The organism is Amycolatopsis pittospori (assembly GCF_013870525.1).
Taxonomy (GTDB): domain Bacteria; phylum Actinomycetota; class Actinomycetes; order Mycobacteriales; family Pseudonocardiaceae; genus Amycolatopsis; species Amycolatopsis pittospori.
Genome location: NZ_JACBXD010000001.1, coordinates 147,555 through 170,276 on the forward strand (window position 1 = coordinate 147,555; position 22,722 = coordinate 170,276).

General features: G+C 68.0%; 22 protein-coding genes and 1 tRNA gene. 14 read left to right on the plus strand and 9 right to left on the minus strand.

Going from position 1 to position 22,722, the window contains the following annotated elements; genetic code table 11:
- Positions 1-77: 77 nt before the first annotated feature.
- Complete coding sequence (locus tag H5J31_RS00770) at positions 78-1,250, plus strand: sensor histidine kinase (RefSeq protein ID WP_181770432.1); 1,173 nt, start codon at positions 78-80, stop codon at positions 1,248-1,250.
- Positions 1,247-1,912 (plus strand): response regulator, encoded by a 666-nt coding sequence (locus H5J31_RS00775; RefSeq protein WP_181770433.1) that lies wholly within the window; start codon positions 1,247-1,249, stop codon positions 1,910-1,912. The genes H5J31_RS00770 and H5J31_RS00775 overlap by 4 nt, the downstream gene beginning before the upstream one ends.
- Here H5J31_RS00775 and H5J31_RS00780 read toward each other — a convergent pair.
- Positions 1,876-3,339, minus strand: coding sequence for a phytoene desaturase family protein (locus H5J31_RS00780; RefSeq protein WP_181770434.1), 1,464 nt, complete (start codon positions 3,337-3,339; stop codon positions 1,876-1,878). The genes H5J31_RS00775 and H5J31_RS00780 overlap by 37 nt on opposite strands.
- 93 nt (positions 3,340-3,432) lie before the next feature.
- On the opposite strand from H5J31_RS00780, the gene H5J31_RS00785 reads away from it, so the two are divergent.
- The 6 genes from H5J31_RS00785 to H5J31_RS00810 all read left to right on the plus strand — a co-directional run bounded on the left by H5J31_RS00785 (position 3,433) and on the right by H5J31_RS00810 (position 8,678).
- The gene (locus tag H5J31_RS00785; RefSeq protein WP_181770435.1) at positions 3,433-4,167 is read left to right on the plus strand and encodes a DUF2786 domain-containing protein; all 735 of its coding nucleotides are present in this window, start codon (positions 3,433-3,435) and stop codon (positions 4,165-4,167) included.
- 78 nt (positions 4,168-4,245) lie between these two features.
- Positions 4,246-5,001, plus strand: coding sequence for a GNAT family N-acetyltransferase (locus tag H5J31_RS00790; protein WP_181770436.1), 756 nt, complete (start codon positions 4,246-4,248; stop codon positions 4,999-5,001).
- A 28-nt stretch (positions 5,002-5,029) separates the two neighbouring features.
- Entirely contained in the window at positions 5,030-5,377 is a 348-nt protein-coding gene (locus H5J31_RS00795; RefSeq protein WP_181770437.1) for an ArsR/SmtB family transcription factor, read from the plus strand.
- The gene (locus tag H5J31_RS00800) at positions 5,374-5,643 is read left to right on the plus strand and encodes a hypothetical protein (RefSeq protein WP_181770438.1); all 270 of its coding nucleotides are present in this window, start codon (positions 5,374-5,376) and stop codon (positions 5,641-5,643) included. The genes H5J31_RS00795 and H5J31_RS00800 overlap by 4 nt, the downstream gene beginning before the upstream one ends.
- A gap of 112 nt (positions 5,644-5,755) precedes the next feature.
- Entirely contained in the window at positions 5,756-7,963 is a 2,208-nt protein-coding gene (locus H5J31_RS00805; RefSeq protein WP_181770439.1) for an MMPL family transporter, read from the plus strand.
- Positions 7,956-8,678 carry a class I SAM-dependent DNA methyltransferase gene (locus H5J31_RS00810; protein WP_181770440.1) on the plus strand — a complete coding sequence of 241 codons (723 nt, stop codon included), beginning with the start codon at positions 7,956-7,958 and terminating at the stop codon, positions 8,676-8,678. The genes H5J31_RS00805 and H5J31_RS00810 overlap by 8 nt, the downstream gene beginning before the upstream one ends.
- Positions 8,679-8,838: 160 nt before the next feature.
- Here the strand turns inward: H5J31_RS00810 and H5J31_RS00815 are convergent, their stop codons facing one another.
- Positions 8,839-10,161, minus strand: a complete 1,323-nt coding sequence (locus H5J31_RS00815; RefSeq protein WP_236004425.1) for a UTP--glucose-1-phosphate uridylyltransferase — start codon at positions 10,159-10,161, stop codon at positions 8,839-8,841.
- A gap of 82 nt (positions 10,162-10,243) precedes the next feature.
- Positions 10,244-10,816, minus strand: coding sequence for a 5-formyltetrahydrofolate cyclo-ligase (locus H5J31_RS00820; RefSeq protein ID WP_207897256.1), 573 nt, complete (start codon positions 10,814-10,816; stop codon positions 10,244-10,246).
- Between the two features lie 218 nt (positions 10,817-11,034).
- On the opposite strand from H5J31_RS00820, the gene glp reads away from it, so the two are divergent.
- From glp to H5J31_RS00840, 4 genes are all read left to right on the plus strand, one after another.
- The gene (gene glp, locus H5J31_RS00825; protein ID WP_181770443.1) at positions 11,035-12,306 is read left to right on the plus strand and encodes a molybdotransferase-like divisome protein Glp; all 1,272 of its coding nucleotides are present in this window, start codon (positions 11,035-11,037) and stop codon (positions 12,304-12,306) included.
- Positions 12,306-12,977, plus strand: a complete 672-nt coding sequence (locus H5J31_RS00830) for a GNAT family N-acetyltransferase (RefSeq protein ID WP_181770444.1) — start codon at positions 12,306-12,308, stop codon at positions 12,975-12,977. Before glp ends, H5J31_RS00830 begins: the two co-directional genes overlap by 1 nt.
- Positions 12,978-13,139: 162 nt before the next feature.
- Positions 13,140-13,952, plus strand: a complete 813-nt coding sequence (gene sepX / locus H5J31_RS00835) for a divisome protein SepX/GlpR (RefSeq protein ID WP_181770445.1) — start codon at positions 13,140-13,142, stop codon at positions 13,950-13,952.
- A gap of 90 nt (positions 13,953-14,042) precedes the next feature.
- Positions 14,043-14,115, plus strand: a tRNA-Ala gene (locus tag H5J31_RS00840).
- A 51-nt stretch (positions 14,116-14,166) separates the two neighbouring features.
- Here H5J31_RS00840 and H5J31_RS00845 read toward each other — a convergent pair.
- The 4 genes from H5J31_RS00845 to H5J31_RS00860 all read right to left on the minus strand — a co-directional run bounded on the left by H5J31_RS00845 (position 14,167) and on the right by H5J31_RS00860 (position 18,538).
- Positions 14,167-15,576 carry a restriction system modified-DNA reader domain-containing protein gene (locus tag H5J31_RS00845; protein ID WP_181770446.1) on the minus strand — a complete coding sequence of 470 codons (1,410 nt, stop codon included), beginning with the start codon at positions 15,574-15,576 and terminating at the stop codon, positions 14,167-14,169.
- Between the two features lie 6 nt (positions 15,577-15,582).
- Positions 15,583-16,263, minus strand: a complete 681-nt coding sequence (locus H5J31_RS00850; protein WP_181770447.1) for a hypothetical protein — start codon at positions 16,261-16,263, stop codon at positions 15,583-15,585.
- Positions 16,260-17,204: a ParA family protein gene (locus tag H5J31_RS00855; RefSeq protein WP_181770448.1), complete on the minus strand. Its 945-nt coding sequence runs from the start codon at positions 17,202-17,204 to the stop codon at positions 16,260-16,262. Before H5J31_RS00855 ends, H5J31_RS00850 begins: the two co-directional genes overlap by 4 nt.
- 161 nt (positions 17,205-17,365) lie before the next feature.
- Positions 17,366-18,538, minus strand: coding sequence for an MFS transporter (locus H5J31_RS00860; RefSeq protein WP_181770449.1), 1,173 nt, complete (start codon positions 18,536-18,538; stop codon positions 17,366-17,368).
- A gap of 77 nt (positions 18,539-18,615) precedes the next feature.
- Between H5J31_RS00860 and H5J31_RS00865 the strand changes: the two genes are divergently transcribed.
- Positions 18,616-19,173 (plus strand): helix-turn-helix domain-containing protein, encoded by a 558-nt coding sequence (locus H5J31_RS00865; protein WP_181770450.1) that lies wholly within the window; start codon positions 18,616-18,618, stop codon positions 19,171-19,173.
- Positions 19,174-19,176: 3 nt separating this feature from the next.
- Here H5J31_RS00865 and H5J31_RS00870 read toward each other — a convergent pair whose 3' ends face one another.
- The gene (locus tag H5J31_RS00870; RefSeq protein ID WP_181770451.1) at positions 19,177-19,587 is read right to left on the minus strand and encodes a VOC family protein; all 411 of its coding nucleotides are present in this window, start codon (positions 19,585-19,587) and stop codon (positions 19,177-19,179) included.
- Between the two features lie 104 nt (positions 19,588-19,691).
- On the opposite strand from H5J31_RS00870, the gene asnB reads away from it, so the two are divergent.
- Positions 19,692-21,443, plus strand: a complete 1,752-nt coding sequence (gene asnB / locus H5J31_RS00875; RefSeq protein WP_181770452.1) for an asparagine synthase (glutamine-hydrolyzing) — start codon at positions 19,692-19,694, stop codon at positions 21,441-21,443.
- A gap of 18 nt (positions 21,444-21,461) precedes the next feature.
- Here the strand turns inward: asnB and H5J31_RS00880 are convergent, their stop codons facing one another.
- Positions 21,462-22,721 (minus strand): nucleotide sugar dehydrogenase, encoded by a 1,260-nt coding sequence (locus H5J31_RS00880; protein ID WP_181770453.1) that lies wholly within the window; start codon positions 22,719-22,721, stop codon positions 21,462-21,464.
- Between the last annotated feature and the right edge of the window lies 1 nt (position 22,722).

Here is a 22,722-nt window from a genome sequence, read left to right on the forward strand (position 1 = left end):
GCGGTACATACTCCGGACGAATACCGCGGAAGTTGCATGAATTGAGCCCCTTAACGCTCCGGCGGTAGCTTTCGGTCGTGCCGTCCCTCGCCCAGCCGTTTCAACTCCTTCGCGAGCGGCCTCTGCTGATCGACTGCCTGATCGCGGCGGCCGCGGCGATCCTCCTCGCACTGGGCGCGGCACCTCGCGGCGGCTCGTTCGGCGATCCGGTGCCACCCGGGGCCGTCGCCCTCGCCGTACTCATCGCGGTCCCGCTGGTCGTACGCCGCCGTCATCCGATCGCGGTCCTGCTCGCCTCGGTTTCGATCATGACCGTTTACACCGCTCTGGGTTACCGTGCCGCGCTGGGCGAGCCCGCGGCCTTCATCGCGGCATACACGGTGTGGGCGCGCTACCCGCCCGCGAAGGCCGCGGCGCCGACCATCGCCTGGGTCGTCCTTTTCGAATTGGGCCTCGTGCTCGGGCACGCACCGTCCTTCGTGGTCGAGACGACGCGCCTGCTCGCCCAGTGCGCCGGCACGGTCATCGTCGGACGCCTCGGCTACCTCCGCGCGGACAGGATGGTGGAACGCGCGGTCCGCGCGGAACGGGAAATCCGGCTCGAAGCGGAGCAGGCGGTCGTCGAGGAACGCATCCGCATCGCCCATGAACTGCACGACGTGGTGTCCCACCACATCTCGGTGATCTCGGTGCAGGCCAACCTCGCGCGCTACGTCTTCGAGTCCTCCCCCGACACCGCGCGCGCCGCGCTGGACACCATCACCGGGACGACGACGGAGGCGCTCGACGAACTGCGGCGCCTGCTCGGGGTCCTGCGCCCACCGCAGCGCGAAACCCACGAATACCGTCCGCAACCCGGCCTCGCCGACCTTCCCGCGCTGGTCGCGCGCGTGCGCGAAGCCGGATTATCGGTGGAGACGCGGACCATCGGCGAACCGCGGCGGCTTCCTCCCGGCCAGCAGCTGTGCACCTACCGCATCGCGCAGGAAGCGCTTACCAACGTGCTCAAACACGCCAGTGCGGCAAAGGCGGAACTCACCCTCGAATACGGCGAGGAAGCACTCGTACTGGGTGTGCGCAATTCCGCGTCCGAAAGGACGACACCGCCCGATCCGGCGGGGCAAGGGCTCATCGGAATGCGTGAACGCGCGAGAATGTACGGTGGCCATATCGAAATGGGACCGGCCGGATCCGGCGGTTACTCGATCGAACTGACCCTTCCCTATCTGCCGCAGGAGCGAGCCCGGTGACCAGTGTGCTGGTGGTCGACGACCAGGATCTCGTCCGGGCGGGCTTCGCCGCTCTGCTCGAAGCCGTTCCCGACGTGCGCGTCGTGGGCGAAGCGCGAGACGGGCTCGAAGCCGTCGAGAAGGCTCTCGAACTGCGTCCGGACGTGATCCTGATGGACATCCGGCTGCCCGGACTCGACGGCGTCAAGGCGACGGAACGGATCCTCGCGCAGGCCGGACCCGAAAAACCGAGTGTGCTCATGCTGACGGTGTTCGACCTCGACGAGTACGTCTACACCGCGTTGCGCGCGGGCGCGGCGGGTTTCCTGCTCAAGGACAGCCCACCGGAGACGCTGATCGCCGGCATCCACGCCGTCGCGCGGGGCGACATGCTGTTCGGTCCGACCATCACCCGGCGGCTGGTCGAGGCCTTCACCCAGGGTCCGCCCGGACAACCGGCGGCGCCGCCCGCGCTGGCCGGGCTGACCGAACGCGAACTCGAGGTACTGCGGTTCGTCGGCACCGGCACGACGAACGCCGACATCGCGCGGAGCCTGCTGGTCAGTGAGGCCACGGTGAAGACGCATCTGAACCGCGTGATGACGAAACTCGGGATCTCCAGCCGCGCGCAGGCCGTGGTGGTGGCCTACGAAACGGGCCTCGTGCGGCCTCGCGGCTCCTGAATCAGTCGTTCGAAGTCCTTGCCCAGCACGGATTTCGCGGCATGCCAGCCGCCCATCCCGTGCACGCCGGGTCCCGGCGCCGTCGCCGCCGAGCAGAGGAAGACGCCGCCGAGCGGGGTCCGATGCGGATTCCAGCGCGGCACGGGCCGTCCCAGTACCTGCCGCAGGTTCACCGCTCCCGCGGCGACGTCACCGCCGGGGTAGTTCGCGTTGTAGGTCTCCAGTTCCGGCGCGGTGAGACACCGGCTCGCCAGGATCGTGTCGGAGAAACCCGGCGCGAACCGTTCGATCCGACGACGGACGATCTCGGTGACGTCGCGCGGATCGCCGTTGGGCACATGGCAATACGCCCACACGGGCCGCTTCCCCGGCAGCCCACGCGAGGGGTCGAGCGTCATCGGATCGGAGACGAGCACGTAGCGGTCGTCCGGATCTTCCCCCCGCGCGATCGCGTTTTCCGCCGCGAACACCGCGTCGCGGGTGCCGCCGAGGTGGACGGTGCCCGCCTTGCCGACCTCCGGCATCGCCCACGGAACCGGTTCGGACACCAGGAAATCGACCTTCGCGACGCCGGGACCGTACCGGTAGGACTCCAGCGCCTTGCGGTACCTCGGCGGCATCAGGTCGCGGGCGATTTCGAGGAAGCCGCGCGGGGCGATGTCGAGGATCACCGCCGGCGACTTCGCCAGTTGCCGCAGGTCCGTGACCCGGCTGCCGGTGTGGATCCGCCCGCCGTGCGCGCGGACGTCGGCCGCGAGCGCGTCGGTGATGGTCCGGCTGCCGCCGCGGGCGATCGGCCAGCCCGACGAATGCGCGAGATGGCCGAGCAGCAGGGTCGCGCCGGCGGCGGCGAGCGAAGGCTGACGTCCCATCACATGCGCGGCGACGCCGGAGAGCAGCGCGGGCGCCTCGGGGCCGATGAACAGACGACGCTCCAACCCGGAGGCGAGCGTCAGCATCCGCGGGGGCAGGAGCGCGGCCGCCCGTGGGTCTCGCGGTGGATGGCGAAGGTCGCCCAGCAGGAGATCGGCCACTTCGCGGCTGCGCTCGGCGAGCGGGCCCATCAGGCGGCGCCAGCGGGGCCCGTCCGCGCCGAGGGCGTCACAGGTCCGGTCAAGGTCCTCGTACGCGAGTCCGGCGCGGCCACCGTCGAGCGGATGCGCGTACGCGATCTCCGGGCGCAGGAGTTCGACACCGTGCCCGGCGAGGCCGAACCAGCGGAAGAACGGGGACGCCGCGGCCATCGGATGCCCGGTGGCGCAGATGTCGTGGCGGACGTCGTCGTCGAACAGCGGGGTGGTGCGCGTTCCGCCGCCGATCTCGTCCGCCGCCTCGTGGACCTCGACCGACAGACCCGCCCTGGCCAGGAGCACCGCCGCCGCGAGGCCGTTCGGGCCGGAACCGACCACCGAAACTTCGGCCGACATGCCACCCCCTTGCCGGGGTCCGAACATCTGATCGAATATTGTCGGACCCCTCTCCTAGATTGACCCGCACCAACCCAATCAGGAAGGGGGGCCATGCCCGACCACGACACGCTGCTCGCGCGCGTCCGGAAACTCCTCGCCAAGGCGGAGGACCCGGCGGTCACCGAGGCCGAAGCCGAGTCGTACAACACCAAGGCCGCCGAACTGATCGCCCGGTACGGCATCGACCAGGCGCTGCTGGCCGCCTCCGGCGCGACCACCGACGAGATCACCCAGGTCACGATCCCACTCGACAACCCGTACAGCCGGGACAAGGCGGGGCTGCTCACGAACATCGCGCATCCGCTGCGGTGCCGGGCGCTGCTGCACCGGCTCGGCCAGTCGGTCACCGCGGTGACCGTCTTCGGCTTCCGCTCCGATCTGGAGCGCGTCGAACTGCTATACACGAGCCTGCTGCTGCAGGCGACCACCCAGCTGACCAGGGTCCGCCCGGAGAACCGCGTGTTCGCGGGCGAATCGCTGGCCGCGTACCGGCGCACCTGGCTGCACGGGTTCTCCGGCGCGGTCTACGAACGGCTCCGCAACAGTGAGGACACCGCGGCCCGCACGCATACCGCCGCCGCGGGTCAGCGTTCGGCCGCGCTGGTGGTCCAGGACCGGACGGCGATGGTCAAGCAGGCGTACGACGAGCAGTACGGTGACCTGCGCTCGGCACCGCCGAGGCGACTGTCCGGCAGCGGCTACCTCGACGGGCATTCCGCCGGGGAGCGTGCCAACCTCAACACCACCGGCCTCACCGGAAGGCGCCGCGCGCTCCCGGTCCGCTAGCCGGACCCCTTCGACGTGAACCGGTTCCAACCGTGAAATCCCCTCGTGAGACCGCGTGCCCTCGGTTCTACTGAGGGCATGATCGTGATCGAAGACCTGTCCACGCGGCCCGATCTGCGCGTGCCCGCGCTCGGCCTCGGTGGCGTCGGCGGCGAGTTCCTCCAGCACGACCAGACGGGCCTGCTGGCGAAGTCGTCCCATCTGGCCGCCCGCTGGCCGGAGTACTTCCTCGTCCTGCTGGAAGACGGCGTACCGGTGGCCAGAGCCGCCGCCGTCCCGGTCGCTTTCCCGACCGCCGAGCGTCCGGAACTGCCGGACCACGGCTGGGACGCCGCCCTGATCTGGGCGGCCGAAGACCTGATGGACGACCGTGAGACGAATACGCTGATCGCCCTCGAAGTGATGGTCGCGCCAGGCCGCCGTGGCGGCGGTCTGGCCACCAAAGCCTTGGAAGCACTGAAGAAACGCGCCTCGGAGACGGCGAAGCACACCCTCGTCGTGCCGGTCCGTCCGGCCGGGAAGGAAACCGAACCCGGACTGTCCTTTGAGGACTACATCGCCCGTCGTCGTCCGGATGGGCTGCCCGAGGGTCCCTGGCTGCGCACGCATGAACGACTCGGCGCCCGGTTCGTCAAGGTGGCGCCGTTCGCGATGACGGTCACGGGCACCTTCGCGCAGTGGCGGACGTGGACCGGCGTCGAACTCCAGGACGGCTTGACGGTCGTGCCGGGCGGGATCGCGCCGGTGCTCGCCTCGGCGTCCCTGGACGTCGGTGTCTACGTGGAGCCGAACGTCTGGCTGGAGCACCTGGTAGTCCGAGCGAGCACCTGCTAGATTTCTTTGGCATGTGCAGGTCGCCGCTATGAACGCCACCGGGCCCTCCGGCGACGAGTTGCTGCGGCTGCTGGGGACGCTGGCGAACCCGCACCGGCTGCGGATCGTCGCGGCGCTCCGCGCGGAGCGCGCCTACGTGAGTCAGCTGGCGCGAGAGCTCGGCATCAGCCGGGCGCTACTGCAGCTCCACCTGCGCAAACTGGAGGCGGCCGGGCTCGTGTCGGCCACCCTCGAGCTGTCGGAGGACGGGAAGGCGATGAAGTTCTACGAGGTGGAACCGTTCCTGGTCGAACTGAGCCCGGACGCCATCGCCGCCGCGGCGCCGACACTGAGTACTCCGGGCTTATCGGACGTCGAACAGGGGGAACGACCGTGAAGTGGCATCAATGGCAGGAGGTCGCCGGGGTGATCGGCATCTTCGTGTTCCTGACCGTGGTGATCACGGTGGTCGTCTGGCAGTTCGGCGCGACCATCCGGGCCAGGGGCGCGCTCGCTCGCGAGCAGGAATACCGGAGGCTCGCCGAAAAAGCCGTCCAGGCGCAGGAAGAGACCGAACGCAAACTCACCGAACTCGACGGCCGCCTCGCCGATCTCCGGAAGAGCGTGGGCTCGGTCGAGCGGATCCTCAAGGAGGTCGACTGACCGGCCGGTGAAAGACCCTGGGCCGCCGAGCGGCAACTCGACGGCCCAGGAAAGAAGAAGCAAAAAACCTCGCCCGAGGCATCTCACTCCTTCACGCAAAGGACTGTAGTTCATGCTGCCCGAAAACAACTCGCGCGCTCCGGTGACCGAGCGGATCGCCGCCTGGTCCGTCCGGCATCGCGCGCTCACCCTCCTCGGCTGGGTCGCCCTGGTGGTCCTCGCCCTGTTGTCGGGAACCCTGCTGGACGGCGAAAGCCGGCGCAGCACCGATCCCGGCGAGTCCGGCCGCGCGCAGACCGCGTTGAACGCCCAAAGCACCTTCGATCCGTTGCGCGAGAACGTTCTCGTCCAGGCGAAGGAGCCCGGCTCGCCGCCTTTCGCCGCGAGCGGCGAACTCCGGCGGGCGACCGACGACCTGGTCACCACACTCACCCGGTCCGGCGCCGTCGCCGACATCCGGTCCCCGCTGGCCGCCGGGGGTGCCGAGCGGATCTCGGCCGATGGCCGCTCCGGTCTCGTCGGCTTCACGATCGCCGGCGGGGAGAAGGAACTCCGGCCGAACTTCGAGGCCGCGACGGCGCAGGTCGAGCAGGTGGCGGCGCGGCATCCGTCGGTCCGGTTGGGTCTGTCCGGCGATCTCAGCCTCTCGACCGTCGTCGACAAGGGCATCCGCGAGGACGTCAAGCGGTCGGAGTTCCTCTCCCTGCCGATGACCCTGGTGATCCTGCTGATCGTCTTCGGCTCGCTGGTCGCCGCGTCGGTCCCGTTGCTGCTGGCGGGGACGAGTGTCGCGGCGACCTTCGGTTTCCTGTCCGTCGTCGACGACCTGACCCCGATCAACAGCGCGACGACGGTGATCACCCTGCTCATCGGCATGGCGGTCGGCGTCGACTACTCGCTGTTCTTCCTGCGGCGCCAACGGGAAGAACGCGCGCGAGGGCACGGCGTCGACGACGCGATCCGCGTCTCGGCGAGGACGTCCGGGCATGTCGTGGTCGTCTCCGGCGTGACGGTCGTGCTGTGCGTGAGCGGGCTGGTGATCACCGGCCTCGACAACTTCCGCGGCCTGGCGATCAGCACCGCGTTCGTGGTGGGACTCGCCGTACTCGGCGCCATCACCGTCCTGCCCGCGCTGCTCTCGCTTCTGGGCGACAAGGTCGACCGCGGTCGGATCCCCCGGCTGGGCGAACGACGCACGGCCGCGGAGAACTCGCGGTTCTGGACCGCGACCGCCCGCGTGGTCACCCGACGGCCGGCACTGTGGGGCGGGCTCGCGACGGCGTTGCTGATCCTGCTCACGTTGCCCGCGCTCGGTCTGCGGCTGCAGGATCCGACGCCGGCGGAAAGCCTGCCGCGGTCGATGCCGACGATCGACGCCGCGGTCCGCACCCAGGAGGCGTTCCCCGGGATCGCCTACCCCGCGACCGTGGTGCTGACGGCCGAAAACGGCGGCCCGGTCGACAGTCCCGCACTGCGGTCGGCGATCACCGACCTGGACCGAAGGATCGGTGAAACCGGCGGGGTGCTGAACAAACCCCTCGCGGTCGCGAACGTCGACGACGCCGTGGTCGTCCGGGTCCCGCTGTCCGGCTCGGGCCGCGATCCGGCCTCCGACGCCGCCCTGGCGAAACTGCGCACCGAGGTCCTGCCCGCGACGATCGGCGAGGTGGACGGCGTCGAGTACGCGGTGTCCGGCCGCACGGCGAACGCGCGCGACTTCGCCGACCGGGTCATCGAACGGATGCCACTGGTGTTCGGCTTCGTCCTGCTGGCGGCGTTCGTGTTGCTACTGCTGGCTTTCCGGGCCGTCGCGGTGTCACTCGTGTCGATCGCGCTCAACCTGCTGTCGATCGGCGCGGCCTATGGAGTGCTCACCTGGATCTTCCAGGACGGCCATTTCGCGTCCCTGCTGGGTTTCACCCCGTACGGCGGGATCGTCGGCTGGCTGCCGATGTTCATGTTCGTCCTGCTTCTCGGGCTGAGCATGGACTATCACATCTTCATCCTCAGCCGGATCCGCGAACGCCGGGCCGAGGGCGCCGTCGCCGCGATCGTCCACGGCACCGGCACCAGCGCGGGGGTGGTGAGCAGCGCGGCGGTGATCATGGTCGGTGTGTTCAGCGTCTTCGTCACGTTGAGCGCGATCGAGTACAAGATGATGGGTGTCGGGATGGCGGTCGCCGTGCTGATCGACGCGACGCTCGTCCGAGGCGTGCTGCTGCCGGCCTTCCTGGCCCTGCTGGGCGAACGGGTCTGGCGAACCGGGCATAAATCCGTGGCTACCGAACGGGTCCCGGAACTATCGTCGCCGAATGCCTGACGCGCTCTTCGCCCATGCCCGGCTCGCACCCATCTACGACGCGTTCGATGGCCCTCGTGACGATCTGGACCACTACGTCGCCATCATCGGCGAAGTCGGGGCGAAGAAGGTCCTCGACGTCGGTTGTGGCACCGGCTGTCTGGGGGTCCTGCTGGCCGAACGTGGTCTCGAAGTCGTGGGGGTCGACCCCGCCACGGCGTCGCTGGAGGTCGCGAAGGCCAAGGATCCGGAAGGGAAGGTCACCTGGATCCACGGTGACGCGAAGACGGTGGGCGAGATCGGCGCCGACATCGCCGTGATGACCGCCAACGTGGCCCAGGTCTTCCTGACCGACGACGAATGGAACCGGACGCTCGAAGGCATCCACACCGCGCTGGCGCCCGGCGGGTACCTGGTCTTCGAGATCCGGCGCCCCGATCGTCGCGCGTGGGAGGACTGGGCCGCCGACACCGCGCACGACACCATCGACGTACCCGGCGTCGGCGAGGTCGAACAGTGGCGAGAGGTCACCGAGGTGGACCTTCCGTTCGTCTCGTTCCGGTACAGCTACCGGTTCTCCGACGGCGAGGTCGTCACCTCGGACTCGAAGCTGTGGTTCCGCGAACGCGACGAACTGGAGTCCTTGCTGGCGGAACACGGATTTCGCGTCCTGGACGTCCGGGACGCCCCTGACCGTCCAGGACGCGAGTACGTGTTCATCGCCCAGCGGGACTAGGGCGTGTTTCACAAGTCGGGTTCGCGGTCTTCGCGCCCAGGCGGCCCCTGACGGCACGGGCGGATGCGCCCGAGTACGACCCGGTACGAGGGCGATCCGCCCGCACCGCCAGGAACCACCTGGATCACGAAGCCCATCGAACAGACTTATGAAACACGCCCTAGAGGACTTCGCCGTCCGGAACGGTCTTCGGACCGGCGATCTTCACATCGCCCCGGACGACGACGTTCTTCCCGAAAGTGACGTCGCCGTCGACTTCGAGGCTCGTGCACTCCTTGAGCGAAGGGGCGACGGGGATACGCGCGTCGAAGTCCGGGAGGAGCTTGTAGAACTCCTTGCTCAGCGACACGACCGGCGGGGTGGTGGTGAACTCGGGGATCATCTCCCCGCCGGGGTCGAGCACGTAGGCGTCGGAGCGGACGACGAGCAGGTCGTCGGTGGTCTTCACCGGCGCGAACCGGGTCCGCGGGATCTCGATGGCCCGCGCGCCCTCGACCGAACCGATCGCCGCGCCCATCGCCGTTTCGAGCTGGATCACCGGCGTGCTGGACGAATCCGCCGGGTCGACGGTCTTCCGGTTCACGATCAGCGGCAGCGCCGGCGCGGCCGGGTCGGCGTCCTGCAGTTCCTTCAGGCGTTCGAGGTCGAACCAGATGTTGTTGGTGTTGAAGAAGCGCCACTTGGCGACGTCACCGAAGGAATCGTCGCCGTCGGGCACCTGGGCGGACTCGCGCAGGACGATCCGGCCCGCACGCCGCGCCAGGTGACCGCCCTTGCGGTCGGCCGCGGTGCCGAGCACGGTCTCCATCGCGAACGGGACGCCCTCCTTCGCGAGCCAGGCGGCGATCCGCGCGTCCGGCAGCGCGCCGAGGTTGTCGGCGTTGGACACGAAACACCAGCGGATGCCTTCCGCCAGCAGGGTTTCGAGCATGCCGCTCACCGCGAGCGCGATGTAGATGTCGCCGTGCCCCGGCGGGCACCATTCGAGTTCCGGATTCGCGGGCCACTCGGCGGGGCGGCCGTCCGCGGTGATCTTCGGTTCGCGGCCCTGCAGGAAGTCGGCCGGGATGACCTCGTCGGCGAGGTCGGGATACTTCTTCAGCAGCTCCAGAGACGGCTCGCGGGTGCCCGCCGAATTCATCAGGATCAGCGGCAACCGGGCGTTGTACTTCTCACGGGTGGAGAGCACCTGCATCGCGATGACGTCGAGGAACGTCTTGCCCGGTTTGATTTCCAGCAGCGATTTCGGCCCGGTGAGCCCCATGCTGGTGCCGAGTCCGCCGTTGAGCTTGAGAACGGCCGTGCGATCCAGGACCCGACGCGCCTCTTCGGCGTCCGGCTCGGGCAGATCCACCAAGCGGCTGATGTCACCCAGCGGTTCGAGTTCGTTCCCCGGCAATTCACCCGCGCCGGGTTCGGAGAGCTGCTCGAGTCGCCTTCGCAGGGCCGCCAGCTCCATGGCGTGTGCCCCCGCGGAACGCATTTTCGACAGCGTTTCGGCGAATCGATCGGACAGGTGCGCGTCAGAGCTCATTGTGCCCTTTCTGAACCACTGCGTCGGGGCGTCAGTGTATTACCGGCCGCGGCGCCGTCCCCTGGTCCGGGGTCAGCACGCCGGTCATCCGGACGTCGTGCGGTTCCGCGGGCAGCGAGCGGACGAGTTCGGCGTCGCGGACGACGGCGATCAGCGCGGTGCCCGGCGAGGCGAACCCGAGCGACCGGTCGTAGTACCCGGCGCCCCGGCCGAGCCGGACGCCTTCGTCGTCGACGGCGAGCGCGGGGACGAGGACCAGATCGGCCGTCCCCAGCGTGTCGGGACCGAGCCGGCGGCCCATCGGTTCGAGCAGTCCGCGCAGGCGGCCCGGCCCGAGGGTCGGCGGGCCTTCGTACGCCGCCCAGTCCAGCGGTCCCGGCGCGTCGGGGACGATCGGCAGGAGCACACGTTTGCCCTGGTCGATCAGTTGATCAAGGAGCAGCGTCGAGCCCGGTTCGGTGCCGAACGGGACGTACGCGCAGATGATCTCGCCCGGCAGCGAGGCGGCCGCGGCGGCCAGCGATACCGCCTCCCGAGCCCGCTCCTCCGACACCTGTGAACGCCGTTCGGCGGTTATCCGAGAACGCCACTCCGCTTTGCTCAGGTGCTCATTGCCGGGCTTGCCCACGTGGTCAGGTTAGGCTTCACGCCTATGACAGGCGCAGCGACCACCCCGGCGGCACGGACCACGAGGAGCTTGCCCGATCGGGCGATTTCCGCGGCTTCGGACCGCATCACTCCTGGTAACGGTGGTGAACTTCAGTTCACCGACGGGCCTTCATCGCGTGCCTGGTCGAACGAACGGATCGAGATCCCCCAGTCATGACGGAGCCCATCGCCGAGGCGGCAGAGACCGAAGACGCGGGACAGTTCCGTTCCGTCGAGGAGCAGATCGCGCTGACCCTGGACGCCGCGGTTCGCCCGCGGCCGGTCCGGGTCGCCATCTCCGAGGCCCAAGGCCTCCTGTGCGCCGAAGAGGTCGTCGCCGAACACGCCCTGCCCGGTTTCGACCAGGCCGCCGTCGACGGTTACGCGGTGCGAAGCGTCGACGTCCGCACCGCCGGCCAAGATCCGGTGCAGCTACCCGTGGTCGGTGAGATCGCCGCCGGTTCCCGCCAGCCGCGACGGCTGCAGCCGGGACAGGCCGTGCGGGTCGACACCGGTGCGCCACTGCCGACTCTGGCCGACGCAGTCGTCCCGACCGCCTACACCGACGGCCACCAGGCCAAGGTCACCGTGCACAAATCCGTACCGTCCGCCGGATACGTCCGCCGGACCGGTGAGGACGTGCAGATCGGGGACGTCGCCGTGCGCAAGGGCGACACCATCGGCTCGGCCCAGGTCGGCCTGCTGGCCGCGGTCGGCCGGGCGAAGGTCCTCGTCTACCCGCGACCGCGGGTTTCCATCGTTTCCGTCGGCGACGAACTGGTCGACATCGACCGCACCCCGTCGGTCGGGCAGGTCTACGACGTCAACTCCTACGCGCTGTCCGCGGCCGCTCGCGACGCGGGCGCCGAGGTGAGCCGAGTCGGCATCGTGCCCGGCGACCCGAAACGGCTGCGCGAGATCGTCGAAGGCCGCCTGCTGATGTCGGAGATCGTCGTCGTCGCGGGCGGTGCCGGCGGCAGCGCGGGCGACGAGGTGCACGCGGCGCTGTCCGATCTCGGCCACATCGACATGACCCGGGTCGGCATGCACCCCGGTTCGGTGCAGGGTTTCGGCAGGCTCGGCCCCGATTCCGTGCCGACCTTCCTGATCCCCGGCAACCCGATGAGCGCGCTCGTCGTGTTCGAGGTCCTGGTCCGCCCGCTGATCCGCGCCGCGCGCGGCACCCGGAACCCGCACCGCCGCATCGTCGGCGCGCGGCTGCTCTCCCCCATCACCTCGACCAAGGGCCGCAAGGGCTTCCTGCGCGGGCAACTGCTGCGCGACGAGGGCAACGGCGAGTACCTGGTGCAGCCGCTCGGCACCTCCGGCGCGCATCTGCTCGCGTCGCTGGCGGAAGCGAACTGCCTGATCAACATCGACGAGGACCTCACCGAGGTCGCCGCGGGCGAGCAGGTCAAGGTGACCTTCCTGGCCCAGCGCGCGTAATGGGCGCACCGATTTCCGGCGTCGCGTATCCCATCGAGAGCAGGCATCCGGGCTGGCCCGCGAAACTCGGGCCGATCCGGGTGCCCGCCGGGATCCTCGCCGTCCGGCCGGTCCGGCTGCGGGACGCCGGCGAGTGGAGTCGCGTCCGGCTGCGCGATCGCGAGCACCTCGAGATGTGGGAACCGACCGGCGTCGGGCCGTGGCCCGACCGCAACGCGTTCTGGTCTTGGCCCTCGCAGTGGCTCGCCCTGCGCGGCCTCGCCCGGCGCGGGCAATGCCTCGCGTTCACCATCACGGTCGATGGACGCTTCGCCGGACAGATCACTGTGGGTAATGTCATCCGGGCGTCGCTCCGGTCGGCCTGGATCGGCTACTGGGTGTCATCGGACATCGTCCGCGGCGGCGTCGCGACCGGCGCCGTCGCCCTCGTCACCGATCACGTCTTCGATTTCGCCGGACTGCACCGGCTCGAAGCCACCGTCCGCCCCGAAAACACCGCCAGCCTGCGGGTTCTCACCAAAGCCGGGTTCCGGCAAGAGGGCCTTTTCGAGCGCTACCTCGACGTCGCGGGCGGCTGGCGGGACCACTTCTGTTACGCCGTGACCAAGGAAGAGACCGGTGACGGACTGGTCTCCCGGCTCGTCGCGAGGGGCCTCGCGGAGCGGGTCTGACCCCGGTTACCGGACGGTTCCGGTGACCGCGTTACCACAAGCTGTGAGATTCACCTAATTTGGTGATGCATTTTCCGTGATCGAAACCGGCGAGTCTGCGCGGCGTGTGTGACTGTTGTGGCTAGCGTGACTACAGCAGTGGATCGGGGGAGGTGACGGGAGATGCCCAGTTCGGTGATCATCGTCGCGCTCGCAGCGGCATGGCTCGTCGTTCTCGTGCCCATGGTCGCCCGCAAGCGCCAACAGGTCGCGCGGACGGCGGACTCGGCCCTAGCGGCGCGAGTAGTGCGGAGCGGGAGCACACGCCACGAGGGACCGGAGGAGTTCGCCATGGCGGAGAACACGGAACCATCGGTAGAAGACGACCTGGCCGAGCTCGAGGCAGAACTCGACGCCGACCTCGAAGACGAGGAAACGGAAGCCGAACCGCTCCCGCAACCCTCGCGAGCGACCCGCGCGGAAAGCGAGCGCCAAGGCGCCGGCTACCGACCGGGCAGAGGAGGCTTCGACCCCGAAGCCGCCGACATCGCCGCGCGCGCCAAGTACTCGTTCCGGCAACGGGTCGTCATCGCGCTCCTGGTGTTCGCGGTCGCGACCGCGCTCATCGCCGGCTTCCTGACCCCGATGGTCTGGTGGGCCCACGGTGCCGCCGATGCCGTCCTCATCGGCTACCTCGCCTACCTGCGCCGCCAGGTCCGCATCGAAAACGAGATCCGGCAGCGCCGCCTCGCCCGCTTCAACAACACCCGCGCCCCGCGCCGCCCGGCGGTCGACGACTCGGACGAATCCCACGATTCCCGTGAGGACGTCGAGGTCGTCGCCGCCGAACGCCCGGAGGTCGTGGAGCGCAAGCCGTCCCCGATGTCACGCATCCGCCGGCAGGCCGTCGTCGTCGACCTCGACGACGAGGACCCGGCCTTCCACGAGCTCGACGAGCCCGGGACCAGGCCATTCCGCCGGGCCTCCGGAGAGTGACCCCCGGATTTTGGGGCTCCATGAGCCACTGATAGGCTCATGGAGCTTCAAACAAGGGGCCAGGCTTCACCGAGGTCTCAAGCTTCACCAGGGGCTGTAGCGCAGTTGGTAGCGCGTCTCGTTCGCATCGAGAAGGTCAGGGGTTCGATTCCCCTCAGCTCCACAACATCAAAGGTCCGTATCCGCAGAGGATGCGGACCTTTTGCTTTGCCCTCTAAGCCAGCCCTCGGTAGCGATGCAACAGGCTGGTGAACATCCGTAGCTTGTCGACCGTGTCCTCCGGGACGGGGTCGGGATGGAAGTGCATGACCTGGTTGCGGATGAGCCGAATCTCCTCGAGCCGGGAGATAAAGGCGGAACGGTCGACCGGCCAGCCCAGCCTCTCCCAGACCTCCTTGTTCTCCAGAACACGCTTGCAGTGGCCCATCGTAAGCTGATCGAAGCTCTCTATCGGCCTCGAGCAGATCGTCTGAACGGTCTCCATGTCGGCGGTACGGCTCACGACCCAGCGGAGGGTTTGATCCAGCTCGCCCAGCTGGAAGAACGGTGTCGCCATCTCGCCATAGCGGTGCGCCACGTCCGCCGTCGTGACGATGCCCTTGACCGCCTTGGTTTCATCCTGCACGAACACGAACTCACGTTGCTGCAGGATGGGAAGCACTTGGAAGAGGTCGCGATCATAGGGAACGACTTCGGCCTGAGGGTCGATCGCGTCGGCAACACTCGCGACGGACTTCTGTTGCATCGCCTGCGCGACCGAGCGCCAAGTCACCGCGCCACGCAGGCCACGGGGGCCGCTTAGTACGGCGAGCTGAGAATAGTCATTGAGGAGCATTTTCGTGGTCGCTTCCTCCAACGGGCTGTTGGGGCCGACGGATTCCACTCCTGCCAGAGGAGACAGGTTTCCCACTGTGAGACGGACATTCAAGTCATCGTCTCCCTCGTCGTTCTCGACGACCCGGATGTCGCCGATTTCGGTGTCGCCCGTCGTCGCGCTCCGCTCCGCCTCGTCGGATGGAGTGGTCAGCGAGACAACCGTGTCGAGCGTTACCGCTCGGAAGCTGGGCGAGGTCAACAGCCCATGATTGGCCAAGTCCGCTTCGATCTGGCTCACCTGATCTCCACGATCCGCTGCCTCCCACAGCTTCAAGAGTTCGCGAACTGAAATACGTTCAGGGTCGTGTGCTTCAGCGCGTCGACGCGCCTGCTTCAGGCGCTCGTAGACGCGTTGCCGTTTGATGTCCTCATTCCGCTGATGGGTCGCGGCCGCGACTTTCGAGATCGTGCGGTCGAGCAGATCTTGGCGAACCGCGTCCAGGAACCGCTCCTGGTCGACCACTAGCCAAGCTCGCCAGCCATCGACTGCCCGCATCCCGGCCGCCACCATGGCAGCCCGGGAGGGCGAACGGAATTCTTCGCCCTCGGGCTCGAGTCGGATGCGCCCTTTCTCGGTCACCGTCGCGTCATAGGCAACACCGATTCGACTGCGGTGGAACCGGAGCTTCGCTCCGGCCTGCAGCAAGCCGGCTTGCAGCAAGTCGAGAACTGTGACCCGCCGACCGCCGATAAGGTACATCGTGCGACCACCGGTCTCACTTTCGCGCCCTCCGGTCTCACTGTCCATGGACTGTCACCATTTCCGGAGGCCTTCGAACTTGCGCCGGGCGCCGATCGCCTGTTTGAGGACTCTTCTCGTGAGCTCCTTCTGACTCAATCGCTCCACGCGAGTAAGCTTCAATTCCGCGGCGACAGCGAGCAGGTCATCCCGGTCCAGCTGGCGGGCTTCGAGATAGGCGGCCCCTTCTTCCTCAGTGCCGGTTTCCCTCAGGTGCGCAGCGACGGCCGCCGCGTCGACGTTCGATTTCGGTGAAGCCGTGGACGGTGCAGCCCCTCGCCGAGTGGTTCCTGAGCTACGTCCATCCTGCTCAACAATTTTACGACTGACAATAAGACTTATGATCTCATCTCGGCGAAGATGACTGTATTTTGGCAATTCGCAATTCTTGGCTATCCTCCTTAACTCATTCATATTCCGTTTTACCGCGGTCAAGTAGCTTCGACGCTCGTCTTCCGAGGTCAGCTTCCTGAGGTCCTGGGCCGCCTGCAGCGGATCGCCGGAGGGTGCCACCGGGAGAACAGCCGCCACTGGCTGCGCCGCTGCCAGGTGGTCGGACTCAGGTGAGCCATCACCGCGCAGCAAGGAAAGCCGCGCGGCGCCAGTGGCAATCGCTTGCAGCGTGGCCTCGTCCTGCTTCTCCAGAAACTCGAAGACCCGGGCCTGCAAGACAACGAAATCCCTGAGGTCACTCATCGGTCGCCGCCGGGCGACAGCGCCAGCGCACCCAGCACCTCATCGACCAGCTGCTCGAATTCCCTGACGACCTCGTCCCTCCCGGTGGCACGCAGCATTGCCGGAACGCCGCTCTCCCCCGCGTCCCCGAAATGGCGAGGGCTGTTACGGATCTTGCTCGTCAGCACAGGCACCCGCGAGTTCAGATTCGTCTCTTCTATGTAGGCGTGCTGGGCGGCCGTCACCTGCTGCGAGTAGATCTGCACCATGGTGAACACCACGCCGAGCATGCCGGGATCGATCCGGCGATACCCCGCGACGCCTCCCTTGTGATCGACATATTCGTTGAACTGCCGCACCAGGCTGTCGCAATTGCCGACAAGGTACTCCAGCCCCAGGGTGGACAGATAGTCCGCCTTGGCAGGCACGAGAATCTTTTGGCTGGCCACGATCGCTGTCTTGGTCACGAGGCCGAAGTTCGGGGCGCAGTCGATGAGTGCCAGGTCGTACTGGCCGAAGTCGCTGTCCTCCAGTCCTCGGCGCAGACAGCTGTGCAGATCGAGGAACTTTCGTTTCGATCCGTCCAAGGTGGTGGTCCCGCCGAGCCGGGCGGCGAGTTCGAGATCGATGTCGATGAGACCGAGATGAGAAGAGATCAAATCGAGCCGTCCATCTGCGGTCTCGAGCGCGTCGTTGACCCGCTCCGGCGTGAGAACCAGGTCGGACAACGAGATATCCCGCCCCGGCATCTCGGCGTCGTACCACTGCTTGATCGTCCGTTTGTCCTTGATTCGATCATGCCATTCGTCGATCGAGAAGAAGGAGAAGGTCAAATTCGTCTGCGGATCCAGGTCGATGAGCAACACACGCAGGCCGAGGTTTGCGGCGATCGCGCCGAGATTCGCCGTGATGGTCGTCTTCCCCACCCCGCCCTTGTAGTTCATGACCGCCACGACCCGCATACACTCTCCCCGTCCACTCGGCTCGACGACACTCGCAGAACATGTACGCAAAGGGCAACCGACAAGCAGCCACAACGACACGAATGTGCGCTGCGCGTTAGCCCGTTCGCCGTATCGGGCAAAATCGAACAGGAGACCGAAAGACCCACGGATTCGGTACATCATCGCGGATATGATTTAGCCTTTTCGAAGTTTCGATCGGCGATGATCAACGGAATCGTCAACAACGCCAGTGCGGCACCGATCCACGACACCGCGGTCACCGGAGCGTCCAGATTCAGGGCCACGGCGGCAAAGACCGGCGTAAGGCTGATCCCCAGCTGGAAGGCCGAGACCGTCGTGGCGCCGGCCAGAGTCGGGGCCGAACCGGCGATCGCGAAAACCCGCCCATAGAGAGCCGGGTTCAGCACGAAGGCCGCGATTCCCAGCAGGAACACCAAAGGCACGACAACCCAGACGGAAGCAGCAAAAAGAGCCAACAGTCCGGAAAGTACGGCGATGCCGAGCGCACCGCCGAGCAGCGCATGATGCGGCCGCTGGTCGGAGATCCGGCCGCCGACGGACAGGCCGACGAAGGCGCCGATCCCGAAAAGTGCCAGGACAGCGGGGATCCACACGACGGGAACACGCGTGACGTCGGCGAGGACGGCCGCCAGGTAGTTGAACGAAACCATGTACGCGGCCGTGCTCAGGATCGTGACCGCGTAGACGCCCCAGAGGCGCGGAGAACGCATCGCGCGCAGTTCCCCGGAAACGCTCACGGCACCAGACGAGGTGGCGGGCAGGCCGAAGGCGCAGGCGACGGTGCCCAAGAGGGTCAGCGCGACGACGCCCCAGAAGCCGCCGGTCCAGTCCGTGAGGTGGCTGAGCAGGGTGCCCGCCGGTCCCCCGGCCACCATGGCGACGCTGAGTCCGGAGACGACGACGCCCGAAGCGCGGGCATTGCGGTCGGGGGTCACGAGGCTGATCGCGGTCACCGAGGCGACGGCGAAGAAGCCCGCGTAGGCGAGGCCTGCGACGAATCTGGTGAGCAGGAGGACCAGGTGGTCGTCGGCGATCAGGCCGGCCGCGATCGCGGCGGCGAACAGCAGCTGGGTGACCATCAGGGCGGTTCGGCGTGGCCATTTCAGGCTGAGGACGGCGAACGGGGGGCCGCCCAGGACAACTCCTAGCGCGAACGCGGTGATGAGCGCGCCCGCGGCAGAGAGGGAGACGTCGAGGTCGGCGGCGACGGCGGGGAGGACCCCGGCGAGCAGGAACTCGGCGGTTCCCATCGCGAAGAGGCTGAAGGCGAGGAGATAGACGCCGGCGGGGAGGCGCTTGGTTTCGATCATGGCGCCAGCATCCGCAGCGGTTGGCTGTTTCGGCAAAGTTCTTTGCCGGAATCGGGACGAGATGCTGTGCTGACCTTATGGAGAGTCAACCCGCCGTCGCCGCGGCGATCGAGCTGATCGCGCCCCGGCTGCGCCGCGCCCGGGAGAAGAAGGGGACGACGCTGGTGGAGCTCGGCCGCGCCACCGGCATCTCCACCAGCACCCTGTCCCGCCTCGAATCCGGGCAGCGCAAGCCGAGCCTCGAACTGCTGCTGCCGGTCATCGCCGCGCTGGGCCTGCGCGTCGACGAGATCGTCCCCTCGCCGAGGGTGCTCGACGCACCCCGGGACGGCCGGGCGCTCATCCCGCTCACCCGGCATCAAGGTGGGCCCCGCGCCTACAAGATGACGATCCCGCCTGGCGACGACGAACCCCGGCCGCGGACGCACACCGGGCACGAGTGGCTCTACGTGCTCCGGGGCAGGCTACGGCTCGTGCTCGGCGACCAGGACGTCGTCTTGGGTCCCGGCGAGGCCGCCGAGTTCGACTGCCGGACGCCGCATTGGTTCGGCGCCGCCGGACGCGAACGGGTCGAGGTGCTCAGCCTCTTCGGCGGAGAGGGCGAGCGGATCCACGTCCGCGCCCGCACCCGGTAGCGCTCAGGCGCGCTGCTGGATACGGACCATGTTGCCGGCGGGGTCGCGGACGGCGCCGTCGCGCACGCCCCACGGCTGGTCGGTCGGCTCCTGGACGACGTCGGCCTTCGCCTCCGTGAGGTGCTTGAAGAGGCCGTCGAGGTCGTCGGACGCGAGCTGAATGCTCGCGTACGTGCCTTTCGCCATCATTTCGCTGATGACGCGACGCTCGTCCTCGGTGACACCGGGGTCGGCGGCGGGCGGGTGCAGCACGATCGACACGTCGGGCTGCCCGGGCGGGCCGATGGTGAGCCACCGCATGCCGTCGTAGCCGACGTCGTTGCGCAGTTCGAAGCCCAGGGTGTCGCGGTAGAAGGCGAGGGCCGCCTCGGGGTCGTCCTGGGGGAGGAAGCTCGCGTGAATGTTGATGTCCATGGTGGTCACGCTAGGTGAGATCGATATCGGTCGCTTCTCGATTCCTGATCGGTCCGGCAATACGGGAGTTCTCGCGACCGCCGCGCCGGTGCGACGCTGGGCGGATGTGCGGCATCGCCGGTTGGGTGGATTTCGGACGGGATCTGACACGCGAGCGTGACACGGTCCAGGCCATGACCGACACCATGCGGAACAGGGGGCCCGACGCCGGCGGGATCTGGCTGTCACCGCACGCGGCGCTCGGGCACCGTCGGCTTTCGATCATCGACCTCGACGGCGGCCGCCAGCCGATGGCGGACGGCGCGGCCGTCCTCACCTACAGCGGCGAGGTCTACAACTTCCGGGAACTGCGCGAGGAACTGGCCGGCCTCGGCCACCGCTTCGAAACGCGCAGCGACACCGAGGTCGTCCTGCGCGCGTACCTCGAATGGGGTGAAGCGTTCGTCGACCGGCTCAACGGCATGTACGCCTTCGCCATCTGGGACGACGACGAGCTCCTGCTGGTCCGTGACCGCATGGGCGTCAAACCGCTCTACTACTACCCCACCCCGGACGGTGTCCTGTTCGGTTCGGAGCCCAAGGCGATCCTCGCCAACCCGCTCGCCGAACGCGTCCTCGACGCCGACGGTCTGCGCGATCTGCTTTCGGTGGCGAAGAACCCGGGGCACGCCGTATTCCGCGGGATGCGTGAGCTGCCACCGGGGCACACCCTGCGGGCCGGTCGCGACGGTCTCCGGCTCCGTGAGTACTGGTCGCTCCAGGTCCGTGAGCACCCCGACGACCTCGCCACCACGATCGGCACGGTCCGGGAGCTGCTCGAAGACACCGTCGCCCGCCAGCTGGTGGCGGACGTGCCGCTGTGCACGCTGCTTTCCGGCGGGCTCGATTCCAGCACACTGACCGCGCTCGCGGCACGCACGACCGACGTCCGGTCCTATTCGGTGAAGGTGACCGACCAGCCGGGCGACAATCTCGATCACGTGCACGCGAGGCTGGTCGCGGACCACGTCGGCGCCCGGTACGAAGAGATCCTGCACACCACCGTCGATCTCCTCGCGCCTTCGGTGAAATCCGCCGTGCTGGCCGCATACGACCTGCCCATCGCCAAGGGCGACGAACACGCGTCGCTGCACGAGCTGTTCAGGCTGGTCCGGGAACGTTCGACGGTGGCACTGTCCGGTGAATGCGGCGACGAGGTCTTCGGCGGTTACCGCTGGTACCGGAATCTCGACGCCGTATGGTCGGGCACGTTCCCCTGGGTCCATTCAGGACGGAGCCGCCACGAGGGGCTCGACCTGCTCTTCGCACCGGACCTGATGACGAAGCTCGCCCTGCGGGACCACGAGCGCGACAGCCACGATTCCGCCGTCTCACATCTGTCCGCTGTGGCCGGTGAGGATCCGCTGGAAACCCGGATGCGTGAGGTGACCTATCTCGGCCTGACGCGGCACGCGCAGGTGCTCTTCGACCGGAAGGACCGGATGAGCATGGCGTCCGGCCTGGAGGTGCGGGTGCCGTTCACCGATCACCGCCTGGTCGAGTACACCTTCAACGTTCCGTGGTCGATGAAGAACTTCGACGGCCGGGAGAAGAGCCTGCTGCGCGCGGCGGGCAAGGATCTGCTCCCCGCCGAGGTACTGAGCCGCGCCAAGACGCCCTATCCGTCCATTGAGGACGATTCCTACGACCGTATCCTGCGCGACAGGCTGCGGAAGCTGATCCTGGCGAAGGACGAGCCGCTTTCGCCGTTGCTGAACGACGAGTTCCCCGAAGGGCGGCTCACCCGGCCGGCGCTGGAGACCACGTTGCAGCTCAACGACTGGCTCAAGGACCACCGCGTCCGGCTCGTGCTCTGAGCCGGACGCGGCGAACCCTTACAGAGCCACGACGTGCGCCTCGTGCGGAACGGCTCCCCGCGTGTCCAGCAGCAGCCGGGCGCGGGCGGCGAGTTCGTCGACGTCGTAGGCGGAATGCTTCTGCAGCAAGATCGTCAGGTCGGCCGACGCGAGTTCCGCCGCCAGATCCGTCACTCTCGGGATCGGATCGCCGTGCACACGCCAGCCCGCGACGTGCGGGTCGTGGTAGACGACGTCGGCCCCCAGCGAACGCAACCGGGCCGCGACCGGCTGGGCGGGCGACTCGCGCTGGTCGGCGATGTCGGGTTTGTAGGTCACGCCGAGCAGGAGCACCCGCGAACCGCGCAACGCCATCCCGGATCCGTTCAGCATGTCCTGCGCCCGCTCGACGACGTAACGCGGCATACGCGTGTTGATCTCCTGTGCCAGTTCGACGAACCGGAACGGGTAGCCGAGCGTGCGCACCTTGTAGGACAGGTAGTTCGGGTCGATCGGGATGCAGTGCCCGCCGACGCCGGGACCGGGCTTGAACGACTGGAAGCCGAACGGTTTCGTGGCCGCGCAGGAGATGACGTCCCACAGATCGATGCCGAGTTCGTGGCAGAACACCGCCATCTCGTTGACCAGCGCGATGTTCACGTGCCGATAGGTGTTCTCCAGCAGCTTCGCCATCTCGGCCTCGCGTGTTCCCTTCGCGGGCACGACGTCGTCGACGAACCGGCCGTAGAACCTCGCCACCGCCTCCGCGCACGCCGGCGTCATCCCGCCGACGACCTTCGGCGTGTTGCGGATGCCGTAGACCGCGTTGCCGGGGTCGACACGCTCAGGTGAGAACGCCAGGCAGAAGTCTTCACCCGCGCGGAGCCCCGACCACTCCAGGATCGGCGAGACGACCTCTTCGGTGGTCCCGGGATAGGTGGTCGATTCCAGCACCACCAGCGTTCCCGGCTTCAGCTGACGGCTGACCGCCTCGGCCGCGGCCTTGACGGCGCCGAGATCCGGACCGCCATCGGAGGCGAGTGGGGTCGGCACGCAGATCACGATGACGTCGGCCGAGGCCAGCACGCCTTCGTCGGTGGTGGCGGTGAACCCCGCTTCGGTCATCGTCGCCACATCGGCGTCCGGGATGTCGTCCACATGCGACAGTCCGGAGTTGAGCGCGGCGACGACGCGCTCGTCCTGGTCCAGCCCGGCCACGGTGAGCCCGGCCCGGACGGCTTCCCTGGCCAACGGCAGCCCTACATACCCCAGACCGATGACCGCGAGATCCTTCTGCACG